This window comes from Chitinophagales bacterium (assembly GCA_017303415.1).
Lineage (GTDB): Bacteria > Bacteroidota > Bacteroidia > Chitinophagales > Chitinophagaceae > SpSt-398.
In genome coordinates this window covers 656,665-675,057 of the sequence record JAFLBJ010000001.1, presented here as the reverse complement: position 1 = coordinate 675,057, position 18,393 = coordinate 656,665, and the positions used below count along the sequence as shown (strand labels likewise).

Genomic DNA, 18,393 nt, shown 5'->3' with positions numbered 1-18,393 from the left:
GATTGCGGGATTATTCGATTTCGGGATTTCTTATCATTGGTTAAATTGTGGTATGGCTGGCTCCTTTATTCCGGTACAAATTTTTACCAACTACATTGATGCCCATATATTATTGGGTAGATTGGAATCGGAGAATATTGTGTGTTACCTCATGGATGAAAACACGGTGACCATTAATCCTATTTGGACACAGGCTGTCGGGGGTATTAAACTCATGGTGGAAAAATCACAGGTTGGCCGGGCCATGGAGCTGATCCATGAAATTCAGCAGGAAAAAAAAGAAAAGATCATCTGTCCTAAATGTGGCTCAGACAATATCGAATATGTCAGCTCTCCACGTAAGCCCGCCAATTGGATTGGAGCCATTTTCGGATTCTTTCTTGGAGACTATCCCGTTACAGTAAGAAAGGTCTATCACTGTTTCAATTGTAAACATGAATTTGATCCTCCGGTAGAAAACTAAGGTTTCTTTTTTTCTTGAATGCAGGTATTTAGCTGTTTACATTATAGACAACTTTTCGAATGAAAAACCGTCCATAGGTAAATTCGCCATCTTCATACCGCCATACCGCTTCTCCAAAGGAACAAAGTCGATAACCATTGAATTCCCCATACTCAGTCATGGGCGTTGAGAAGGGGTACGCTTTCATTTCATTTACCTCGATGCGGTCATAAGACAGGAAATTGATCATTTGCCCTTCTGTATTAAAACTTAATATGGCCGAAACTGAAATCCCTTCATTGGTAAAGATCGCTTTTACCGACAGGCTATCTATCTCCTCCCAACTGATTCGATTATCAATAAGTGCCGCCGGGGCCATGATGCAAATGTCATTGAGCAGGGTGACCGTTTCCGCTTTGTTCATTGCCTCCCCGCTTTTTTGTATCACCGGAAATAATCCAAATAAGCGGATATCCATACTTGCTTTGGCCTTTTCATAGTGATGGTAACCGGGAACTTTAATGCCCTTCATTTTCCCTTTCATAAAGAATAGGCGCGCGGGCTGTGGCATAAAATCATATTGCTCACAGGTAAAAGGAAAATAATCCTGTGTTTTACTTCGCATTTGACCATCCATCTCCACATAAAAATTATACACCCTGGGTTTGTTTACTACTCCCACATACCTTAGATATTTTTGAACAGGTTCAGGAAGGTGAGCAAGATCCTTTTCGGTCAGCATTTCCTTGTTTACAGGGATATTACCCGAAAGGTTTTGGGTAACATCATTCCGGAATTTTTTTTCAAACCGGAAATTTCCCCAGGCTAAAAATAAAACCAGTGTCAGGATCACAACGGCAACGATAATCAGGATCTTAAGCATGATGCCAGGATTTTACCGGAAAGGTAGGGAGGTGCCTGGTACTGCCCTATGATTTCAAACAGGTTGATATTCTCCAAACAGGTTCCAATCCATTCCATTTCCCCATCCCTGCCCATGGTCACTGGTATTTCTTGTTTTGTGCGCGTCGCTAATGCGATAGTCGCCATAGGCCAACAAGGATAAAATGGCCCCGGGTCTTAAATGAGCGCTTGCCCAGCTTAGTGGCGTATCCCCACTCGCATCTTTTGCTTCTTTATCGGCCCCATGTTCCAATAAAAATTGAATCGTTCGCTCGTCGGCATAAGCGGCCGCCCTATGCAGTGGGCTCTCTCCCTTTGTTCGCACATCCCGCATAAAAGCGCCCGTCTCAACACCTGGTTTTGTTCGGGCGTTCACATACGCCCCTTTTTCTACAAGCAATTTGACCGTATAGAAATAATAGGGCCGGCCTGCTTTACACAAAGCGGAATGTAAGGGTGTTTCCTCCGAATCAGCCAGTTTCATGTTTACATTGGCTCCATGTCCGATGAGAAAATCACAAACCTTCCAATGCCCAAAAAATGCGGCATTCCCCAATTCTTCATCGAGGTTAAGCGAACTAAGGTTACCGCCCGCCTCCAATACTGCTTTGAGTGCCGTTGTATCGTTGTAATAAACAAACCACTGAAGTGGTTTCACCGTTCCCTGCGTTAGCATGTTCTGCCAATCCGGTAGCTTCAAAAGATCGAACACAAGATCTGTTCTTCCTTTGCTGATATAATCCAATAGGCTGGCACTATTCATTTCCATTAAGTTTACTGCACGGTTAATCCTGAAACACCACCGGTGTGCGATTCCTGCCCGACCAGTCCATGATGGCTTTCCTGGCCTCTGCTCTTTCTTCCGCGGTCAATGGCTCCTTTTGGGGTCTGATCCAATGGGTGGTATAGGCAAAATAGAGTATGAGTCCATCCTCTCCGAATTCATACTCTGTTTCAGCTAATCTTCCCTGCTTAACATAATAAAGCCTCCCGGAACGGCCATCTGATTTTTGGTGAACCCCGTCGTCGTCCAACAAGCTGTCCACCTCATCCCGCTTATGCCGGGCCGCATCCCATTGTTCGCGGATCTTTTTTGAAATATGGTGTTGAAAATGGGTATCATCTATTTTCACGGTGGTCCAACCAAATGGGGTGGCCATTCGTATCTCTTCGCGGTTACGCACGATTTGTGCTTTGCAATAAGCTTCTTTATCCGGTTTATCCAACTGACGGGCCGCATCGGCCAACTGAAGCCAATACTCTTCGGCAAAATAATGTCCGCTCTTATCGGCCAGATCGATCAGGCTCAGTAACGCCCATTCCCATTGTTTGGTCCGCATGTGCATCTGTATATGCCCATACGCTTTGTGCCCGGTATAATGCTCCGGCAGGTAGTCGATCAGGCGTTGAAAGATGTTGGAGGGACTCATGTTGGTTTTCAGTGTGCAATTTATTCGATCGTAATTTTGTCGCCGGGTTTGGCCCGCGTCACTTTTTCGGTGTACTGTTGAAAAAATACAGGGATGCTGTCTTCGAGGCCATTCTCTATCCGGTCCTTGATCTTGGCAAAAGCCAGTATGGTTACCTGATAATCCGGCAGACCCGTTATCAATACCGGCTGATGTCTTTCTTCAAACCATACATAGACGCCGCCAAACTTTCGCCGGGCTACTTCAAATAGATATGCACCCGCCTGGGCAATCATATCCTGCATCACACGCGGGTCCATCTTGGAAGCATGGGTAGAAAATTCATCCATCAATTTATCCAATAACAAAAGGCTGTCACCGGTATAGTCAAAGGCCCCGTTGAACCGGGGATTGAAAGCCTGGGCCAGTCTTTCCGCATTGGCCGTCATATCCCGAATAAAAATGGCCTGTAATTTTTCCGCATCATAGGCCGGTCTTTCCGGCGGAAGCTCCTTCTTCTTTTTCCAGCTAAATAGTCCCATGAGTGTAAATTAAAATATTAATTTAACTCCATCAGAAATTAGCGGGTGCTGCCGGAATAATGGGAAATGGCGCTAATCCTTTTTTGTCACTGTCAGGTACCTGAAATGGGCTTCGGTTCCCGGGCCTATCCATAGACCGATACGTCCGCGGTTTGCTGACCCAAGTTTGAGGTCGTTTACAATCAATGAGGGTTGGGATGCCCCATGGAGATAAAGCCTGGCCGTATCATTGATCACTTCGATCTTCACTTTTGTCCAGGTGGCCGGCTCCAGGTCGGCATACGATTCATATTTCTCAGGAAAGGCATCCCGCAGGGCATGCCAGGGATGATCGGGATAGGAGATATACTGTAAGGAATGGTTTCGGCGAACCTGATCATTCGCCCGGCCATTGGTCGGCCGCAGGTAAAAGCATTCAAAATGAGACGCGTTGCTATCGACCCGAAAAGCGATGCCTACAAATCCCCGGGCTGTTTCAGAGGCTTTCTTACCGGGCTCACCCGCCACTTCCATCTCAATAATGCCGTTGTGAAATGAGAGTCCTTCAAGTATCGCCAGCTTACGCTCGGTGGGATTTTCTACCGCGTTGTCAAAAACCCGGATCCCCTTTTTTCCTTTAAAGGTAACGGCGGCAATATCCACTAAATAAGGTTCGAGTCCCTCCGTATTTTCCAATGGGTATACGATCTTTTGTTCCTGTGCCTGCAGGGAAGCAACAAAAAACAAAACAAACAATACAGGTAGTATTCGTTTCATATCGAATGATTTTCCGAGTGAAATAAAGTCAGCAGGTTGCGGTAACCATTGCTCTATTCAAGATCAATATACACCAGCTTGTATTTTTTCCCCACCTTGATTACAGGGGTATAAAGTGCTTTTAAGAGAAAACCAAGCCCTACAACCCCTCCTGCCAGTGCGAGTGAGCCCGCTTTCACCCCGCCCGAACCTTTGGCAGTAGCATTGATCAGGTGAAGTCCGGCATAACCCATTCCGCCTGCACGAAATAACCAACCGCCTTTTATCCAATAAAAATGGACATGCCCCGCTGATCGCCTGATCTGAAACCGTCCATCATTGTACTCAATGCTGATACCGGGCTTGGGAAAGGCATAGATATCGGAATGGGCATAGCCGGTGGTCAAATACCTCAGCGTGTCTGTGCCCATCAGAAAATAACGGACGATAACCGGCTGAATGAACAGCGAATCATTGGTGATCTTTTTGATCAGGCCTTTGCGCCATTCCTTATTGGATAACTGAAACGCGATCTCCGTACCGGGCCAATACCGACGAATGGTTTTGTTCTTTTTCTTCAGGGTCAATACACTTACCTGAGCCTGGGTTTGCCCCGAGAGCAGGAAGAAAAAGAGAATGGCAGTCAGTATCCTCATGGTTCCTAAAACTACTCGCTCTTATTATGCCCGCTGTCCAATTTTTTGTTAAAACTATTTTATTCAATACTGAACTACTTTTTAGGAAACCCCGCGTGTGCCATTATTCGATGTATTTGTTTTAAATGGCGGTCGGTGTGCGCAAAGTGTACCACAATGAGGGCATGAATGCTCCTTCTTTTCTCCTGGCCCCAACGAAAAGTAAAATGCGATCGCAGGTCATAGGTCGTTTTTTCAACAAAGTTGATAAACCTGTCCCGGCCAAATAAAAAGAACCTGAGGTTATCTTTCCCTTTCATAAAACCAAGGGGAATCGCATTCCAATCCGCCACATGCGGGTTTGGATCATTCATCCAGTTGATATAGGTGGTATCAGGTAATGAGAGGCTATCCATGGCTGGATCCGGAACCGTACTGAGCATGATATCCGCTTCCTGAATAAACAAGCGCTCATACAATCCCAGATGCTCAAGTACCTGGGCCAGTGACCAGGACGCTGAATCGGGTTTAAAATGCCATTGGGTATCCGATAGGTTTTGGGTGGCCTGTATCACTTCGTTTCGGGTGCGGGTTAAACCCGAAACAAGAAAAAGCCTGTCCGCCTCCGTCCAGGGTTTTTGTACTTGCGCAAAACTGGTAATGTCTGCAAGAATAAACAGGAGAAGCAAAATGATGCGGTTCATATTATAAGGGTTAAAATTGAAAGGTTGGTCGACAAATATTCGCCACTCTCTCTGCCTCTTCGTACCTTTGCGGCTCTAAAAACCAACTATGGCTCTTTCTCCAATTCTGGCCCAGCGTTGCCAGGGCACTTGTGAACTCTGTGGTGCCGAACCGGCCAGTATCGAATATCTTGTCAGCCCCAAAACCGAGGAAGCCGTAGAGAATATGGTGGCGCTTTGTCCCGTTTGTTTTGCCGCTCTGGAAGACCGTTCCACTTCCCAGCACTGGCGCTGTCTCGAAGGCAGCATCTGGAATCCCGAGCCCTCCGTTCAGGCATTAAGTTACCGGCTTTTATCCGTATTCAAAGAAGAAGAATGGGCTTCGCAGGTTCTTCACTCTGTAGAGCTGGATGAATCCGTGGTAGAATGGGCTTTAAGTGCCTTTGAAGTAGCCGACACACATAAAGATGCATTTGGCAATACCCTTGAAAATGGAGATACGGTTGTGCTGACCCAGGCGTTGAATGTAAAAGGCACCAGTTTTAGTGCCGCCAAAGGAACGGTTGTAAAAAAGATCCGCCTTGTTCCGGACAATACCGGTCAGATCGAAGGAAAGATCAATGAACAAATGATTGTGATATTGACAAAGTTTGTGAAGAAAGGATAGGGGCTGTCACTTTATTAAATCATTCGCCTGTTTTTCCTGTCCAGGTTGGCGACATTAATACTATTTACCTTTTGCCCTCCCCCATTTAAATACTACATAAAGCATCAGAATAATCACCAGCAGGTAAAGAAGGACCATCAGCACAGGTAGAAACATGGTCATCTCCTCTGACAAATCAAAAGACGAATTCGAATCTTTGTCCCATCCAATTGTCTTATTTAAATTAGCCTGACTTGTACCAAATTCCAGGGATACTGAAAACGGGAAAACCGAAACCAGGAATGATATCCCGGCCAGTATCAGAACAATGTTTGGAATTTTCCTGCTAAATGACTTTCGCCTTTCTTTTATAAAAAACACAAAGTATATTGATAATGCAATGAAGGGCGCTATCAACATAGTTGGCTCTGTAAAATATTTTATATCATTTAGATGGGGGTCAACCGGTTTTCCCCAGATCCAATTGCCATATATAACCCTATAAATAATAATTGGAATAGTGCCGGCAGCCACCATCCATATCATTTGATCAATAATAAACTTACTACGGTTTCCTATACTTACTAAACCCATAATTATTTTATCCGTTCTAGTTTTCCCTTGCGTTTTACAATATTCTTATAATCCCATTGTATCTCGCGGCCCTTCTTGAGCCACCGTTGAAGATCGCGTTTCTTCACCTGATCAGCCGAGGTAAACCGGGCTTCCGCCGCCTTGAATTTCCCCTCAGGCAATAACCCCTCTTCCTCAAAGGATTGTCCGCTCCAAAATAACAGGCGAACACTCTCCTTTAGTTTGTGATACCCGACAATGGGGTTCCCATCCAGAAACCATACCGGATGCGCATGCCAGATCTTATTCTCCGCCTCCGGCAATCCCTTATCAATTTGCCGGGCAAGTAACTCGCAGATCTCCCTGTCTCCAGGTGCCTGCTTTTTATTATAAGCCATTATTTCTTTGTCCATATACTTCGCGCACTCTTGTGTCTTTTCGTCCTGGCGGTTAAGTTAACCGCCAGGCGCAAAGGAATGCCACATGAAGATAAAAAAACTCCCAAAACCCCGTAACTTAACACCAAAGTTGCTGTCATGTGGGAAAACATCATTAACCACTTCTCTACGCTGGAACAACGCCCGCTGGAACGCATGGCCATTCTCGTAGGCGGTCTGCTTTTTTTCTGGATCATTGAAGGGGCCATTCCGCTCCTGCCCATGGCATATAAAAGATCCAAGCCGCGACACGCGCTGATCAATTTTAGTTTTACTGTCATTCACCTCATCATTCACACTTTTCTCGCCCTCGTCATTATTCTCATTAGTGATTGGTGTCGTAACCAGTCTTTTGGATTGGTGCATTGGTTCAATGCCGGCGTGCTTGCCACCGTGCTGATCTCCTTTCTGGTGCTCGATTTCTTTGGCGGCTGGCTGGTCCATATCACCGAACATAAAGTACCTTTTCTCTGGCGCTTCCATGTCATTCACCATGCCGATAATAATGTGGATGTCACCACCGGACTCCGTCACCACCCGGGCGAAAGTATACTGCGCGGACTGTTCTTCTTCATGGGCATCTTCGTCAGCGGCGCCCCCATGTATGCCGTCATGATCTTTCAAACCATCCTGGTCTTCTCCACGGCCTTTACGCACGCCAATATCAGCCTGCCCGTCTGGCTGGATAAAGCCCTTAGCTATGTCCTTGTTTCGCCCAATATGCACAAGGTCCACCACCATTGGAAACAACCCTATACCGATAGTAACTACGGGGCCATTCTGTCCATTTGGGACCGGCTGCTGGGAACATTCAGAAAACTGGCGCCAAAGGATATCAAATACGGGCTGGATCGCTACTATCCGAACGAAGAAGATGAGGATTTCAAAAAATTAATGGGGTATCCATTTAAAAACCATTGATCTTTTGTTTCTCGCAGCGTATGCCGCGGTAACCGCCGCGCTCGCTGCGAGAAACTATTATCTTTGATATACATGCATACCAACAAGATCATTGCCTGCATCCCGGCGCGCTATGCCGCCACCCGCTTTCCCGCCAAACTCATGCAATTATTGGGTGAAAAAACCGTCATCCGCACCACCTATGAAAATACAGTGGCCACCGGTCTCTTTGATGAAGTAATCGTGATAACCGATAGTGATATCATCTTCCAGGAAATCACCACACACGGAGGCCGGGCCATAATGAGTAAGAAAGAACACGAAAGCGGCTCAGACAGGATCGCCGAAGCTGTGCAGGAGATGAATGTGGACGTCGTCGTGAATGTACAGGGCGATGAGCCTTTTGTCAATAAGGATGTATTGGAAAAATTGGTGGCTGCCTTTCAGGACCCTTCCGTAAAAGTGGCCTCGGTCATGCACCCCTCCGCCGATGCCGAATACCTGTCCAATCCCAACTTTGCCAAAGTAGTGGTGGACAAGGATTCCAATGCACTTTATTTCAGTCGCGCCCTTATTCCCTATGATCGTCAGTCGGGACTTCCCTTCACCTACTATAAACATATCGGTATCTACGCCTTCCGAAAAGAAACCCTGCTCGAATTTACCCAATGGCCGATCGGTAAATTGGAACAGGTAGAAAAACTCGAACAACTGCGCTATCTCGAAAATGGGGTTAAGATCCGTATGGTCTCCACCGAATACACGGGCATCGGTATTGATACACCCGCCGAACTCGAAAAAGCCAGGGAATTATTGGGCAAATAATATTATTGTTTTTCGTTATCTTTCTCATTCATCCTATTGCGATTGCTATGAGAAAACATCTGCTCCTTTATTGGTCCGTAGTTGCGGCTTTAGCGGGTTTTATCTTTGGTTTTGATACGGTAGTTATCTCCGGGGCCAATCTCCCCATCAAGGAACTCTGGCACACCAGCCCTCTTTTTCACGGATTTTTCATTATGTCGATGGCCCTTTGGGGAACTGTTTTTGGCTCCTTGTTTGGGGGTATTCCCACCGAAAAATATGGACGAAAAAAGGTCCTGCTCTGGATCGGCATACTCTTTTCCGTTTCTGCTATTGGGTCAGCCCTGGCGCAGGACCCTTATAGTTTCTCCTTTTTTCGTTTCATCGGTGGTGTTGGCATCGGTGCTTCCTCGGTGGTGGCGCCTACCTATATCTCAGAGATCGCTGCGCCAAAGGTCAGGGGCCGGTTGGTGGGTATGTACCAGTTCAATATCGTATTTGGCATCCTCATTGCCTTTCTCTCCAATTACTTCCTGAAAGGGTTTGACGGGGCCAATGACTGGAGGTGGATGCTGGGGGTGATGGCCATCCCCTCACTGATCTACACCTTTATGGTTCCCGGTCTTCCGGAAAGCCCGCGCTGGCTGATCTCCCGGAAAAATGATCCCGCGGCCGCCAGACCGGTACTGGAAAAAATGGGGGTGGGGGATATTTCTGGGGAAATAAAGCGCATACAGGAAGCCAATGCCACAGTAAATGGGGAAAATCCTTCCGGATTGTTCAGCTCCCGGTTACGCACGCCCCTGTTCCTCGCCTTTTTCATTGCCTTCTTTAATCAGCTATCGGGTATCAACTTCATTTTATATTATGCTCCGGAGATACTGGAAAGGGCCGGCCTCGCGGCTAAAGAGTCCCTTTTCAATTCCATTGCCATCGGGGGCATCAACCTCATTTTTACTTTTATCGGACTATACCTGATCGATCGCATGGGGCGGAAAAAACTGCTTATCATTGGTTCGCTGGGCTATATTCTGAGCCTGGCCCTGGTAGCGTATGCCTTTAAAACAGGCGCCTCCTCCGGTTTCCTCATGAGCTTCCTGCTTCTGTTCATTGCATCCCATGCCATCGGCCAGGGAGCCGTGATCTGGGTATTTATCTCCGAGATATTTCCCAACAAATCCCGGGCCCTGGGCCAATCTTTTGGCACCAGTGTACATTGGGTATTCGCCGCACTGATCACCCTCATTACACCGCTCTTCCTCGATGAGAAAGAAGGGATACTTAAAGATAGCCCCTGGATCATCTTTACCTTCTTTGCCGGAATGATGGTGCTGCAGTTGGTGTGGGTGTTGACAAAAATGCCGGAAACCAAAGGGGATAGTTTGGAGGAATTGGAGAAAAGAATGGTTTTACATTGATTGATTCACCGCAAAGAACACGAGAACGCAGCGTTTCGCAGAGAATTTTACCGCCATGGCGCAATGACGCAAAGCATCGCCAAGAGCTAATAGCTAATGGCTAACAGCTTACTCTGTGGTAAATCTTGTTCTCTGTTTTGAAAACCCCTAACTTTAAAAAAACACTCCCTTGCCCCAGCGTTCCAACGGCGTAAAAAAGATCCTCGACCCACTCAACCCGGATAAATACCTCCGCTATCTCGGGTTACCAACCCTTTTTGGTACCAAACGCACGCGGCAGATCCTTCAGGTCAATCCCACGGTCATTCCCCAGCGCGAAGATTCCAAGGATGTCAGGATCACCGTATATGACTATAATGTCCAAAACGTGGATATTCACGAATTAAGTTCGATTGATGAATGCAAAGAATTTCTTCATTCCGGCAAGATCAGTTGGATCAATATTGACGGGATCAGAAAGGCGGATGTAGAAAACATTGGCAACCATTTTGGTGTCCACCCGCTGATCCAGGAAGATATACTCAGTGTCAACCAGCGTCCGAAAATGGATGATATCGAAGGCGTGATGTTCTGCCTGCTCAATATGCTTTACTTTAACGCCAAGGAAAATACTGTGGAACAGGAGCAGATCAGTATCGTACTGGGGCGCAATTTTGTCATCAGCTTCCAGGAAGATGCCAGTCGTGATGTTTTCAATGGTCTCCGCGGAAAATTAAAAATGGCCAATAGCAAGATCCGGCAAATGACGGCCGATTATCTCTGTTATTCCATGATCGATATGATCGTTGACCACTATTTCCTGGTGATGGAACAGTTGGGTGACCACATCGAAGACCTTGAAGAAGAAGTGGTGCGGTCCAGCAACAAACGCACCCTGGCGCGTATCAATGTGGCGAGAAAGGAAATGATCGTGCTGAAAAGAAATATTGCGCCTGTTCGTGATCTGGTCAGTGGCATCATCCGGTCAGAAAGTGAACTGCTTGAAGACCGTACTACAAAATATTTCAATGACGTGTACGATCACGTGGTGCAAGCTTATGACCTGAGTGAAAACTACCGCGATCTTATTCTCAACCTACAAGACCTCTATCTCAACCAGGTAAGCCTTAAGACCAATGAGGTGATGAAAGTGATGGCCATTGTGACCTGCTTACTTGCGCCGGCCACTGTTATTGGCGGGATCTTTGGCATGAACTTCGAAGCCATACCGTATATACACCATAAATGGGGATTCTTTTTGGCTGTAGGGTTCATGCTCATCGTACCTATTGTTATGCTGAGGATCTTCAAAAAACGTGGGTGGTTTTAAAAGAGTTTCTCGCAGCGAACGCGAACAAATATAGATACGCTGTGGTATCCCGTCATTCGATTACAGTAAAGCCGCCGCGCTCGCTTTATTCTTTGCGAGCGCGGCGAGAAATAAAACTTCTTTATGCCCGGTAAAATAGACATTGACCAACTCTTCGCCGATCAGGCCGACCAGGTCATCAAGCTTCGCCAGATCGTCAATGACTCGATCAGGGAAGAGCGATCCCTGATTGAACAGCTTTCCCATCCCATTATGGAAAAAACCACTCCCGGTCAGCGGCTCGCCGATCGAGTGGCCCGCTTTGGCGGTAGCTGGTCATTTATACTTTCCTTTTTGTTTTTATTGGGTGCCTGGATACTCTTTAATAGCGTAGTTTCTCCCGGAAAGATATTTGACCCCTATCCCTTTATCCTGATGAACCTGATCCTGTCCTGTATTGCCGCTCTTCAGGCCCCTGTCATTATGATGAGCCAGAACCGGCAGGAAGAAAAGGACCGCAAACGTGCAGAGAACGATTACATGATCAACCTGAAAGCCGAATTGGAGGTGCGCAACCTTCACCAAAAGATTGACCTCCTTCTTGAAGAGCAAATAAAGACCCTTTTTGACATCCAGGCCAAGCAAATGGAATTGCTGACCGAGATACGTGAAAAACTGAATTAACAGTACTTTTGCAATGAAACGGGACGCCCCCCGTTCTATCTTTTCCACTTCAACCACAAATAGGGCATTTTTTAATTCATTTACTGTAAACCATTCGTTATGTCTGCTGAACAACAACAGGGGGACACGAGTCTGTACACCTATGACTCATTTGGAGAGAAAACCAAACCTTCCGACACCCGCTTTTTGTGGTGGTGTGCGGGGGCGCATCAAAAATTATTAAAAGAATATCCATCCGAGCATGCAAAATATTCCGGTCTGGGCGGTGTTATCCTGGCCACTTTTGTGCTCGCCGCCGCTTCGGCCGGTTATGCCATGTACACTGTTTTTGGCAATTTCTGGGTGGCGGTGGGTTTTGCCATCATCTGGGGCTTGATCATTTTCAATTTCGACCGGTTCCTGGTCTCCACCATGCGGAAATATGGTGTAAGCAGGAAAAAGCAGGTCTGGATGGCCATTCCCCGTATCGCGCTTGCCCTGTTGATCGGCTTAACCATTGCCCGGCCTTTGGAAATGAAGATCTTCGAAAAAGAGATCGACACCAAGGTCATTGAGAATACCCATGCCCGTATCCAACTGAACGATAGCCTCCTGCAGCAGGAATATACCTCCCTTACTCAATCCGCCACCGATGAGCGCAACCGCTTGTCCGCCCGCAAGCTTGCCATTGAAGATACCTTGCATCGTTTGCAACAAGCCTATGTCGCCGAAGCCGATGGCACCGGAGGATCCATGCAGCGCGGAATCGATAATTTAACCCGGCTCAAACAAGCCGCGTATCAACAAGCGCTTGTGCAGTTTACGCCCGAACTGGCGGCGCTGGCCGGTGGTATTGAATCGCAGGACAGTATTCTTGCCCATGCCAAGGCTGATATGGAAGAAAAGAGAAAGGCCTATGAAAAGACGGCGGCTGCCAATGTCGGTTTCCTGGAACGAAACAAGGCGCTATCCGATCTTACCCGGCAGGAAAGTAGTGTGTTATGGGCCAGTCTGCTTATTTCGCTCCTGATCATTCTGATTGAAACCGGTCCCATAATCTCCAAACTCATCATGCCCGTTGGGCCTTATGATATCGCGTTGGCAAAGGAAGAGCTAACCAAAATGGCTGCCTCCGAGAATGAAATGCGCCGGGATAAAGAAACGTATTACGAAAAACAAAAGGTATTCCTTGCCAGGCAAAAAGAAATGAGCGATATGTTGGTCACCAAGCTTTCGTCGCTACAGGAAAAGAACATCAATGAAGAGTTGGACAAATGGGAGCGGGGAGAATGGAGTCCAAAAGACCATCGCCCTTCCATGGATGAAGTGATGCGAAAGATCAAGGAAAAGTACCGGCTCGACGAGGGGTCTATGATGTGAGGGGGGGAGCATTACCTGGCCGTAGTCTATCGTCCTAAAATTTGATCTGGCTTACGGCATTAAGACTACGGCCAGCATCCCGTGACGGGTCAGAAACCTAAATGACAAACTCTTCTTCTATCTTTTTCTTTACTATTTCAAAATCGTCTACTGTTTCAGATACCCCTTCAAAAAGATCATCATGATAATATTGCTTGTAAAAGGAGGGTACCCAAAATGTTATGCTTCCATCCTCATGTATTCTCATGTCCCAATGTTTAGATACTCGCGCATCCAATATTTCAAATAAAAAAAGGGGGGTGGTTACTAAATGGCCATAATCAGAAATGTGCTGCACCAGGCAGACAGGTTGATTTTTAATAGAAAGAATCGTCACCCCAAAAACGATGTATTTCTTTTCGGGTGTAATATGAAACTCAGAAGTTACAAACTCTACAGGTAAAAGTTCTTTCTCATTAATTTGCAAATCTTTAGATGTGCATCTAATAACCATATTTTGATACTAAATTATTCCTTAAATTTTATTTTCATATTAGTTCGAAACCCCGCTTACCGTTGTATTACTAACTCCAAACTACCACAATTATAGTTCGCCAGACTACGGCTCATCCGAACTTTTCCCTTTAAGCAAATCCATCATTCTCTTTGAGTCTAATGATAAATATCCTCTTCTAACTTACAAAAAACTCCCGATTCTGACCCCGAAGGGGTCACCCGTTTGTAGAAAAGGTTCGAGATTGTGCATAAGACCCTGAAGGGGTCTCCCTGAGGCTGGGCGGGGGCTACCATCCTGTTGTCCAATTGGACTACATTCCCTATCTTTGGTCTGTGGCAAAAGAGCGTTCCATTTTCTTTTATAAAAACCACTTTAAAGAATTCTACTCGAAACAAACAACAAAGGTTCAAAACAGAATTCTTTGGACTCTTAGGGTGGTGGAAGAATTGGATCGGATTCCTGAAGTGTATTTTAAACACCTTGAAAATACAAATGGTCTTTACGAGATCAGGGTACAATCAGGCAGTAATATATTCAGGATTTTCTGCTTTTTTGATGATGGCAATATAATTGTTGTTGGCCATGGTTTTCAAAAGAAGACCAGGAAAACTCCTATGAGTGAAATATTGAAAGCCGAACAAGTAAAAAAAGAGTACTATGAAGAAAAAAAATCTAACAAGTCTTAAAAGCTTTATAGATAAAGAAGTTGGTGAGAAAGGTTCAAAAAAGCGCGAAAAGTTTGATGCGGGCTATGAGACTTTTAAGCTTGGTGTTCTTATTCAGCAGGCCCGGCAGAAGAGGGGTATGACACAAGAGCGGGTAGCACAGCTTTGTGGAACCAATAAATCTTATATTTCAAAATTGGAGAAAGACCTGAAAGACATTCGTTTTTCCACCCTTCAGCGAATTATCACTGAAGGATTGGGAGGGCAATTGGAAATTTCTATTCGCTTTTAGGTATTCTGACATATGATTTTTTGAACTACTGAGGTAGGCTCATGAGAGTGGAGGAGAAATATTATTAACCTTAGTGATCTAGCGCAAGAAATCTGAATTTTAACTCCACTTTTCTCCCATCTTAGAAATTGAGCTAACGATTTCCTTTGGGGTTTTCTAAAATATAGTCTCCTTACTAATTTTCCGCTTCACTTAGTTCAACGCCTTGTCGATTAGTTAACAATTTGCCGTTTTTATAAAACAAATAGTACTTTATCTCTCCAAAATCAACCCAACCATACTCTGCAATAAGATCCTTATGGTGTGTATCATTGTTATGCTTTGAGTCAATGTATTTTTTTGCAGTTACTTTCGACTCTTTATAGAAGAATTGAGTAAAATGCTCAATTCTCTTGGTATTTAACATTTTCGTGGTGTTAAATGAATCAATGGCTTTCTTCAATTCATTTGTGTCATTAGGCGAATTTATAATCAAATAGCTATCCCTTCCAACAATACGACTATTGCCATCTTGGTTTATTGTATCAACAACAAAAAATGGATAAATTTGAATAAACGCTACTTTACCCTTGGGTATCCTTTTACTGGAACAAGAAAGCAATAAAACTGTACAAATCAAGTGAATACCTTTTATATTCATAAGGGTTCAGTTTTTAATATTTTCAGTAATTGACATGTTATATTCAATGACCGTAATAACCGGTTTATAGGATCTCGAATGTTGCTGAAATCACCATGTTTTGAAGCACCCCGCTCTCCTGAGTCTTCCCGACCCTCTTCAAAACTCAGACACACGCTGGCCGTTGTCTTACTAACTCCAAACTACCACAATTATAGTTCTCCTGACTACGGCCCTTCCAGTATTCTCCATTGAAGCTAATCAAATAAAATTTCCGTGTTTCCGCCACTCTCTGGCTGCTTCTTTCACCACTTCAATTTCCGAAAAATCACGGAAAACTTTACTCTTTTATCCTAATATCCAATGTCTCTGTTAGGTATTTTTACCTGCATGTTGGGGAGGATATAAATTCAAAAGCAAAGAGAAGATTCTTACTTGGTCGTAGTCTATTGTCTTAAAATCGATTCTGGCGCACATCAGTAAGACTACGGCCAGCGGGTGTCTGAGATTTGAAAAGGAAAGGAAGACTCAGGATTGCGGGGGAAACCGAGACCTATTTAACTTAATTTGAAATGATAGATTAATAAGAGCGGGCCCTATTGTTTAAACCAACCTGAACAGCAAGATATATACTATCTATTAGTCTGTACGTATCCTATACTCCATTCACCTAAATAATCCTCAACATCAGTCGAAAAAAATACGACGTTGGAAACTCCATCGTTCATATTACCTTTCAACAATATTTCCACGCTAGAATTTACCACCCAAAAATGCCTATTTGCATAAGGAATATCTGAAATAGTTGTTTCAATATTTATTTGTGGGTAGCCGTAAAGACTTATCAGTTCATTCTTTAAGACACCGATTCCAGTGGAGGAAAATCCGCTTATCATTTTTATTTTATCAAGTGTATCACAAATAATAAATAAGGTCTCAATATTAACAACCTCTTTCTCAACTTTGATTGCCAAAATTTCTGGAACAAAATAATAAACTGAATTTACATCAATAGGAAAGATAAATTTATTTCCCTCTTTAAAGTCTAAAATACTTTTTGCTCCTTTAACTAAGGAAATATCTTTATTGATTAGATTCATAAAAAAATCTATACTACAAGTTTTCGTCGATTCCTGGCTCATCAAATAGATATTTTTGATTAGAATACAAATTAGAAAAATAAATATCTATTTCATTCTTATATTAAATTGTTAAAAGCAGAAACCCAATCTTCCATAAATAGCTTTTTTTATTGGAATTATTTCAGTTGTACTCGGAGGAATCAGTGTAGCTGAGCCAGAACGCTTACCCATATAAAAATCTATCCTTTGCCGGTAAAACAGTACTAAGTTTTCAGGGTTAACCACCCACTTTAATTTTTTACCCCCGCTCTCCTGAGTCTTCCCCACCCTCTTCAAAACTCAAACATCCGCTGGCCGTTGTCTTACTAACTCCAAACTCCAACAATTATAGTTCACCTGACTACGGCCCTTCCAGTATTCTCCCTTGAAGCTAATCAAACATTATTTCCGAGTTTCCCCGACTCTCTGGCTGGTTCTTTCACCACTTCAATTTCCGAAAAATCACGGAAAACTTTACTCTTTTATCCTAAAATCTAATGTCTCTGATAGTTATTTTTACCTACATTTTGGGAAGGATATAAATTCAAAAACAAAGAGAAGATTCTTACTTGGCCGTAGTCTGCTGTCTTAAAATCGACCCCAGCCTACGACAGTAAGACTACGGCCAGCGGGGAATTTTGTTTGGTTGAACCATAGAAATCGGGGAAAGGCTAATTAATTTGTTGAATACACGTAACATTTGAAATGGTTCCATAATAATAATTCAAATGCCCTTTGTTTAATAAATCTACCTTACCAGTAATATTGACTTTTCGTCCATTAAGTTTTTTTAACAAAGAATCTTTTGCCATAACCTCACGATTAAAGATTAGCCATAGTCCCTTTTTACTATGATCATCTTTTTCTGGATATAGAGCAATGTCCTCAAAACCAAAAGAAAAAAAGCCATCAATACTTATAATTCGTCCATCCATAGCACTACCTAAGTAAATCTCATCAAATGAAGTTTTAGTTGAAACTTCATCTGACACTATTTTTATGCAAATCTGAATTTTCTCATTCTCCTTTCCAACTCGGCAAGCAAAAAGGCATAAAATAATAATAAACAAAGCATAACGCATATCTTACTACATTTTTTGATTTCTTGAATCATATTTAAAATACCCCCGCTCTCCAGAGTCTTCCCACCCTCCTCAAAACTCACACACCCGCTGGCCGTTGTCTTACTAACTCCAAACTCCAACAATTATAGTTCATCAGACAACGACCAGCAGGGCACACTGTAGTAAGACTGCGGCCAGCGGGGCGAGCGGCTTTCTGATCTTTGGAAAGGTTGAGGAAAACCCTTAAGAGTGGCAGAGATCGAGACCAACTATCTATCTACAAATTTTCCAATACTTCTTGGTCTAATCGCCTCGCAAGGATTCCTTTTTCAAGATCTCCCACTGTAAGGTTTTTATACCTTTTACCCTCTCTACCAAATATACCTTCTGAAAAATAAGAAAAAGATATGCCGCCTTCCGCCCTAAAATAATCGGCGGCCATGAATCTTGAAACATCAACATTAAAACGCTTACTATAAGCCATAATAAACTCCGTTGCATCGTCCCCATAAACACCTAGATCATTAGCAATGCTTGTTTCCCTTCTAATTTCCACATCATCAACCGCTGACTGCTCCAAAACGAATGCTTTGAGTTCCAAGAAAATCTTATTAATGTTCATACCTTAAAACATTGCATGATTAAAACGAAGGTCACTTACTTTCGGTGATATTCTTG

The 18,393-nt window shown here is 44.1% G+C and carries 24 protein-coding genes; 10 read left to right on the top strand and 14 right to left on the bottom strand.

The features are described from left to right. Positions 1–52: 52 nt before the first annotated feature. Positions 53–463 (top strand): DUF2007 domain-containing protein, encoded by a 411-nt coding sequence (locus J0M30_02915; GenBank protein MBN8666426.1) that lies wholly within the window; start codon positions 53–55, stop codon positions 461–463. 28 nt (positions 464–491) lie between these two features. Here J0M30_02915 and J0M30_02910 read toward each other — a convergent pair whose 3' ends face one another. The 7 genes from J0M30_02910 to J0M30_02880 all read right to left on the bottom strand — a co-directional run bounded on the left by J0M30_02910 (position 492) and on the right by J0M30_02880 (position 5,370). Continuing rightward, on the bottom strand, positions 492–1,325 hold the full coding sequence (locus J0M30_02910; GenBank protein MBN8666425.1) for a hypothetical protein: 834 nt from the start codon (positions 1,323–1,325) through the stop codon (positions 492–494). 54 nt (positions 1,326–1,379) lie between these two features. Next, positions 1,380–2,108 carry an ankyrin repeat domain-containing protein gene (locus tag J0M30_02905; protein ID MBN8666424.1) on the bottom strand — a complete coding sequence of 243 codons (729 nt, stop codon included), beginning with the start codon at positions 2,106–2,108 and terminating at the stop codon, positions 1,380–1,382. A 22-nt stretch (positions 2,109–2,130) separates the two neighbouring features. Beyond that, positions 2,131–2,775: a hypothetical protein gene (locus tag J0M30_02900; GenBank protein ID MBN8666423.1), complete on the bottom strand. Its 645-nt coding sequence runs from the start codon at positions 2,773–2,775 to the stop codon at positions 2,131–2,133. A 20-nt stretch (positions 2,776–2,795) separates the two neighbouring features. Beyond that, complete coding sequence (locus J0M30_02895) at positions 2,796–3,296, bottom strand: hypothetical protein (GenBank protein ID MBN8666422.1); 501 nt, start codon at positions 3,294–3,296, stop codon at positions 2,796–2,798. A 72-nt stretch (positions 3,297–3,368) separates the two neighbouring features. Next, entirely contained in the window at positions 3,369–4,052 is a 684-nt protein-coding gene (locus J0M30_02890) for a hypothetical protein (GenBank protein ID MBN8666421.1), read from the bottom strand. 53 nt (positions 4,053–4,105) lie between these two features. After that, positions 4,106–4,687 carry a hypothetical protein gene (locus J0M30_02885; GenBank protein ID MBN8666420.1) on the bottom strand — a complete coding sequence of 194 codons (582 nt, stop codon included), beginning with the start codon at positions 4,685–4,687 and terminating at the stop codon, positions 4,106–4,108. A gap of 74 nt (positions 4,688–4,761) precedes the next feature. Continuing rightward, positions 4,762–5,370 (bottom strand): DinB family protein, encoded by a 609-nt coding sequence (locus J0M30_02880; GenBank protein MBN8666419.1) that lies wholly within the window; start codon positions 5,368–5,370, stop codon positions 4,762–4,764. Between the two features lie 88 nt (positions 5,371–5,458). Between J0M30_02880 and J0M30_02875 the strand changes: the two genes are divergently transcribed. Then, entirely contained in the window at positions 5,459–6,016 is a 558-nt protein-coding gene (locus J0M30_02875; protein MBN8666418.1) for a PhnA domain-containing protein, read from the top strand. A gap of 60 nt (positions 6,017–6,076) precedes the next feature. Here the strand turns inward: J0M30_02875 and J0M30_02870 are convergent, their stop codons facing one another. Together J0M30_02870 and J0M30_02865 are read right to left on the bottom strand one after the other, a co-directional pair. Further along, the gene (locus tag J0M30_02870; GenBank protein MBN8666417.1) at positions 6,077–6,589 is read right to left on the bottom strand and encodes a hypothetical protein; all 513 of its coding nucleotides are present in this window, start codon (positions 6,587–6,589) and stop codon (positions 6,077–6,079) included. Positions 6,590–6,591: 2 nt separating this feature from the next. Next, the gene (locus tag J0M30_02865; protein ID MBN8666416.1) at positions 6,592–6,981 is read right to left on the bottom strand and encodes a DUF1801 domain-containing protein; all 390 of its coding nucleotides are present in this window, start codon (positions 6,979–6,981) and stop codon (positions 6,592–6,594) included. 123 nt (positions 6,982–7,104) lie between these two features. On the opposite strand from J0M30_02865, the gene J0M30_02860 reads away from it, so the two are divergent. From J0M30_02860 to J0M30_02835, 6 genes are all read left to right on the top strand, one after another. Further along, positions 7,105–7,926 carry a sterol desaturase family protein gene (locus J0M30_02860; GenBank protein ID MBN8666415.1) on the top strand — a complete coding sequence of 274 codons (822 nt, stop codon included), beginning with the start codon at positions 7,105–7,107 and terminating at the stop codon, positions 7,924–7,926. Between the two features lie 72 nt (positions 7,927–7,998). Beyond that, positions 7,999–8,730 carry a 3-deoxy-manno-octulosonate cytidylyltransferase gene (kdsB, locus tag J0M30_02855; GenBank protein ID MBN8666414.1) on the top strand — a complete coding sequence of 244 codons (732 nt, stop codon included), beginning with the start codon at positions 7,999–8,001 and terminating at the stop codon, positions 8,728–8,730. Positions 8,731–8,777: 47 nt separating this feature from the next. Beyond that, positions 8,778–10,127: a sugar porter family MFS transporter gene (locus J0M30_02850; protein MBN8666413.1), complete on the top strand. Its 1,350-nt coding sequence runs from the start codon at positions 8,778–8,780 to the stop codon at positions 10,125–10,127. 199 nt (positions 10,128–10,326) lie between these two features. Further along, positions 10,327–11,436 carry a magnesium/cobalt transporter CorA gene (gene corA / locus J0M30_02845; GenBank protein MBN8666412.1) on the top strand — a complete coding sequence of 370 codons (1,110 nt, stop codon included), beginning with the start codon at positions 10,327–10,329 and terminating at the stop codon, positions 11,434–11,436. A 123-nt stretch (positions 11,437–11,559) separates the two neighbouring features. Beyond that, entirely contained in the window at positions 11,560–12,099 is a 540-nt protein-coding gene (locus J0M30_02840) for a DUF1003 domain-containing protein (GenBank protein MBN8666411.1), read from the top strand. A gap of 99 nt (positions 12,100–12,198) precedes the next feature. Next, positions 12,199–13,458 (top strand): DUF4407 domain-containing protein, encoded by a 1,260-nt coding sequence (locus J0M30_02835; GenBank protein MBN8666410.1) that lies wholly within the window; start codon positions 12,199–12,201, stop codon positions 13,456–13,458. Positions 13,459–13,555: 97 nt separating this feature from the next. Here J0M30_02835 and J0M30_02830 read toward each other — a convergent pair whose 3' ends face one another. Beyond that, a complete protein-coding gene (locus tag J0M30_02830) occupies positions 13,556–13,951 on the bottom strand; it encodes a hypothetical protein (GenBank protein MBN8666409.1) in 396 nt (131 codons plus the stop codon). Between the two features lie 335 nt (positions 13,952–14,286). Between J0M30_02830 and J0M30_02825 the strand changes: the two genes are divergently transcribed. Further along, positions 14,287–14,640, top strand: coding sequence for a type II toxin-antitoxin system RelE/ParE family toxin (locus J0M30_02825; protein ID MBN8666408.1), 354 nt, complete (start codon positions 14,287–14,289; stop codon positions 14,638–14,640). Further along, a complete protein-coding gene (locus tag J0M30_02820) occupies positions 14,612–14,911 on the top strand; it encodes a helix-turn-helix transcriptional regulator (protein MBN8666407.1) in 300 nt (99 codons plus the stop codon). Before J0M30_02825 ends, J0M30_02820 begins: the two co-directional genes overlap by 29 nt. A 175-nt stretch (positions 14,912–15,086) precedes the next feature. Here the strand turns inward: J0M30_02820 and J0M30_02815 are convergent, their stop codons facing one another. The 4 genes from J0M30_02815 to J0M30_02800 form a co-directional block, all read right to left on the bottom strand. Continuing rightward, positions 15,087–15,551 (bottom strand): hypothetical protein, encoded by a 465-nt coding sequence (locus J0M30_02815; GenBank protein ID MBN8666406.1) that lies wholly within the window; start codon positions 15,549–15,551, stop codon positions 15,087–15,089. 611 nt (positions 15,552–16,162) lie between these two features. Further along, entirely contained in the window at positions 16,163–16,672 is a 510-nt protein-coding gene (locus J0M30_02810; protein MBN8666405.1) for a hypothetical protein, read from the bottom strand. 650 nt (positions 16,673–17,322) lie between these two features. Further along, a complete protein-coding gene (locus J0M30_02805) occupies positions 17,323–17,733 on the bottom strand; it encodes a hypothetical protein (protein ID MBN8666404.1) in 411 nt (136 codons plus the stop codon). A gap of 259 nt (positions 17,734–17,992) precedes the next feature. Then, complete coding sequence (locus tag J0M30_02800; protein MBN8666403.1) at positions 17,993–18,316, bottom strand: DUF1493 family protein; 324 nt, start codon at positions 18,314–18,316, stop codon at positions 17,993–17,995. Positions 18,317–18,393 lie beyond the last annotated feature (77 nt).

What these genes read in the sequence shown, in the direction of transcription:
- J0M30_02865 (MBN8666416.1), bottom strand. Translation starts at nt 6,981, where the DNA reads ATGGACAAAGAAATAATGGCTTATAATAAAAAGCAGGCACCTGGAGAC.
- J0M30_02805 (MBN8666404.1), bottom strand. Translation starts at nt 17,733, where the DNA reads ATGCGTTATGCTTTGTTTATTATTATTTTATGCCTTTTTGCTTGCCGA.
- J0M30_02915 (MBN8666426.1), top strand. Translation starts at nt 53, where the DNA reads ATGGCTGGCTCCTTTATTCCGGTACAAATTTTTACCAACTACATTGAT.
- J0M30_02895 (MBN8666422.1), bottom strand. Translation starts at nt 3,296, where the DNA reads ATGGGACTATTTAGCTGGAAAAAGAAGAAGGAGCTTCCGCCGGAAAGA.
- J0M30_02850 (MBN8666413.1), top strand. Translation starts at nt 8,778, where the DNA reads ATGAGAAAACATCTGCTCCTTTATTGGTCCGTAGTTGCGGCTTTAGCG.
- J0M30_02885 (MBN8666420.1), bottom strand. Translation starts at nt 4,687, where the DNA reads ATGAGGATACTGACTGCCATTCTCTTTTTCTTCCTGCTCTCGGGGCAA.
- J0M30_02810 (MBN8666405.1), bottom strand. Translation starts at nt 16,672, where the DNA reads ATGAGCCAGGAATCGACGAAAACTTGTAGTATAGATTTTTTTATGAAT.
- J0M30_02875 (MBN8666418.1), top strand. Translation starts at nt 5,459, where the DNA reads ATGGCTCTTTCTCCAATTCTGGCCCAGCGTTGCCAGGGCACTTGTGAA.
- J0M30_02900 (MBN8666423.1), bottom strand. Translation starts at nt 2,775, where the DNA reads ATGAGTCCCTCCAACATCTTTCAACGCCTGATCGACTACCTGCCGGAG.
- J0M30_02815 (MBN8666406.1), bottom strand. Translation starts at nt 15,551, where the DNA reads ATGAATATAAAAGGTATTCACTTGATTTGTACAGTTTTATTGCTTTCT.
- J0M30_02905 (MBN8666424.1), bottom strand. Translation starts at nt 2,108, where the DNA reads ATGAATAGTGCCAGCCTATTGGATTATATCAGCAAAGGAAGAACAGAT.
- J0M30_02910 (MBN8666425.1), bottom strand. Translation starts at nt 1,325, where the DNA reads ATGCTTAAGATCCTGATTATCGTTGCCGTTGTGATCCTGACACTGGTT.
- J0M30_02840 (MBN8666411.1), top strand. Translation starts at nt 11,560, where the DNA reads ATGCCCGGTAAAATAGACATTGACCAACTCTTCGCCGATCAGGCCGAC.
- J0M30_02860 (MBN8666415.1), top strand. Translation starts at nt 7,105, where the DNA reads ATGTGGGAAAACATCATTAACCACTTCTCTACGCTGGAACAACGCCCG.
- J0M30_02830 (MBN8666409.1), bottom strand. Translation starts at nt 13,951, where the DNA reads ATGGTTATTAGATGCACATCTAAAGATTTGCAAATTAATGAGAAAGAA.
- J0M30_02880 (MBN8666419.1), bottom strand. Translation starts at nt 5,370, where the DNA reads ATGAACCGCATCATTTTGCTTCTCCTGTTTATTCTTGCAGACATTACC.
- kdsB (MBN8666414.1), top strand. Translation starts at nt 7,999, where the DNA reads ATGCATACCAACAAGATCATTGCCTGCATCCCGGCGCGCTATGCCGCC.
- J0M30_02835 (MBN8666410.1), top strand. Translation starts at nt 12,199, where the DNA reads ATGTCTGCTGAACAACAACAGGGGGACACGAGTCTGTACACCTATGAC.
- J0M30_02890 (MBN8666421.1), bottom strand. Translation starts at nt 4,052, where the DNA reads ATGAAACGAATACTACCTGTATTGTTTGTTTTGTTTTTTGTTGCTTCC.
- J0M30_02870 (MBN8666417.1), bottom strand. Translation starts at nt 6,589, where the DNA reads ATGGGTTTAGTAAGTATAGGAAACCGTAGTAAGTTTATTATTGATCAA.
- J0M30_02820 (MBN8666407.1), top strand. Translation starts at nt 14,612, where the DNA reads ATGAAGAAAAAAAATCTAACAAGTCTTAAAAGCTTTATAGATAAAGAA.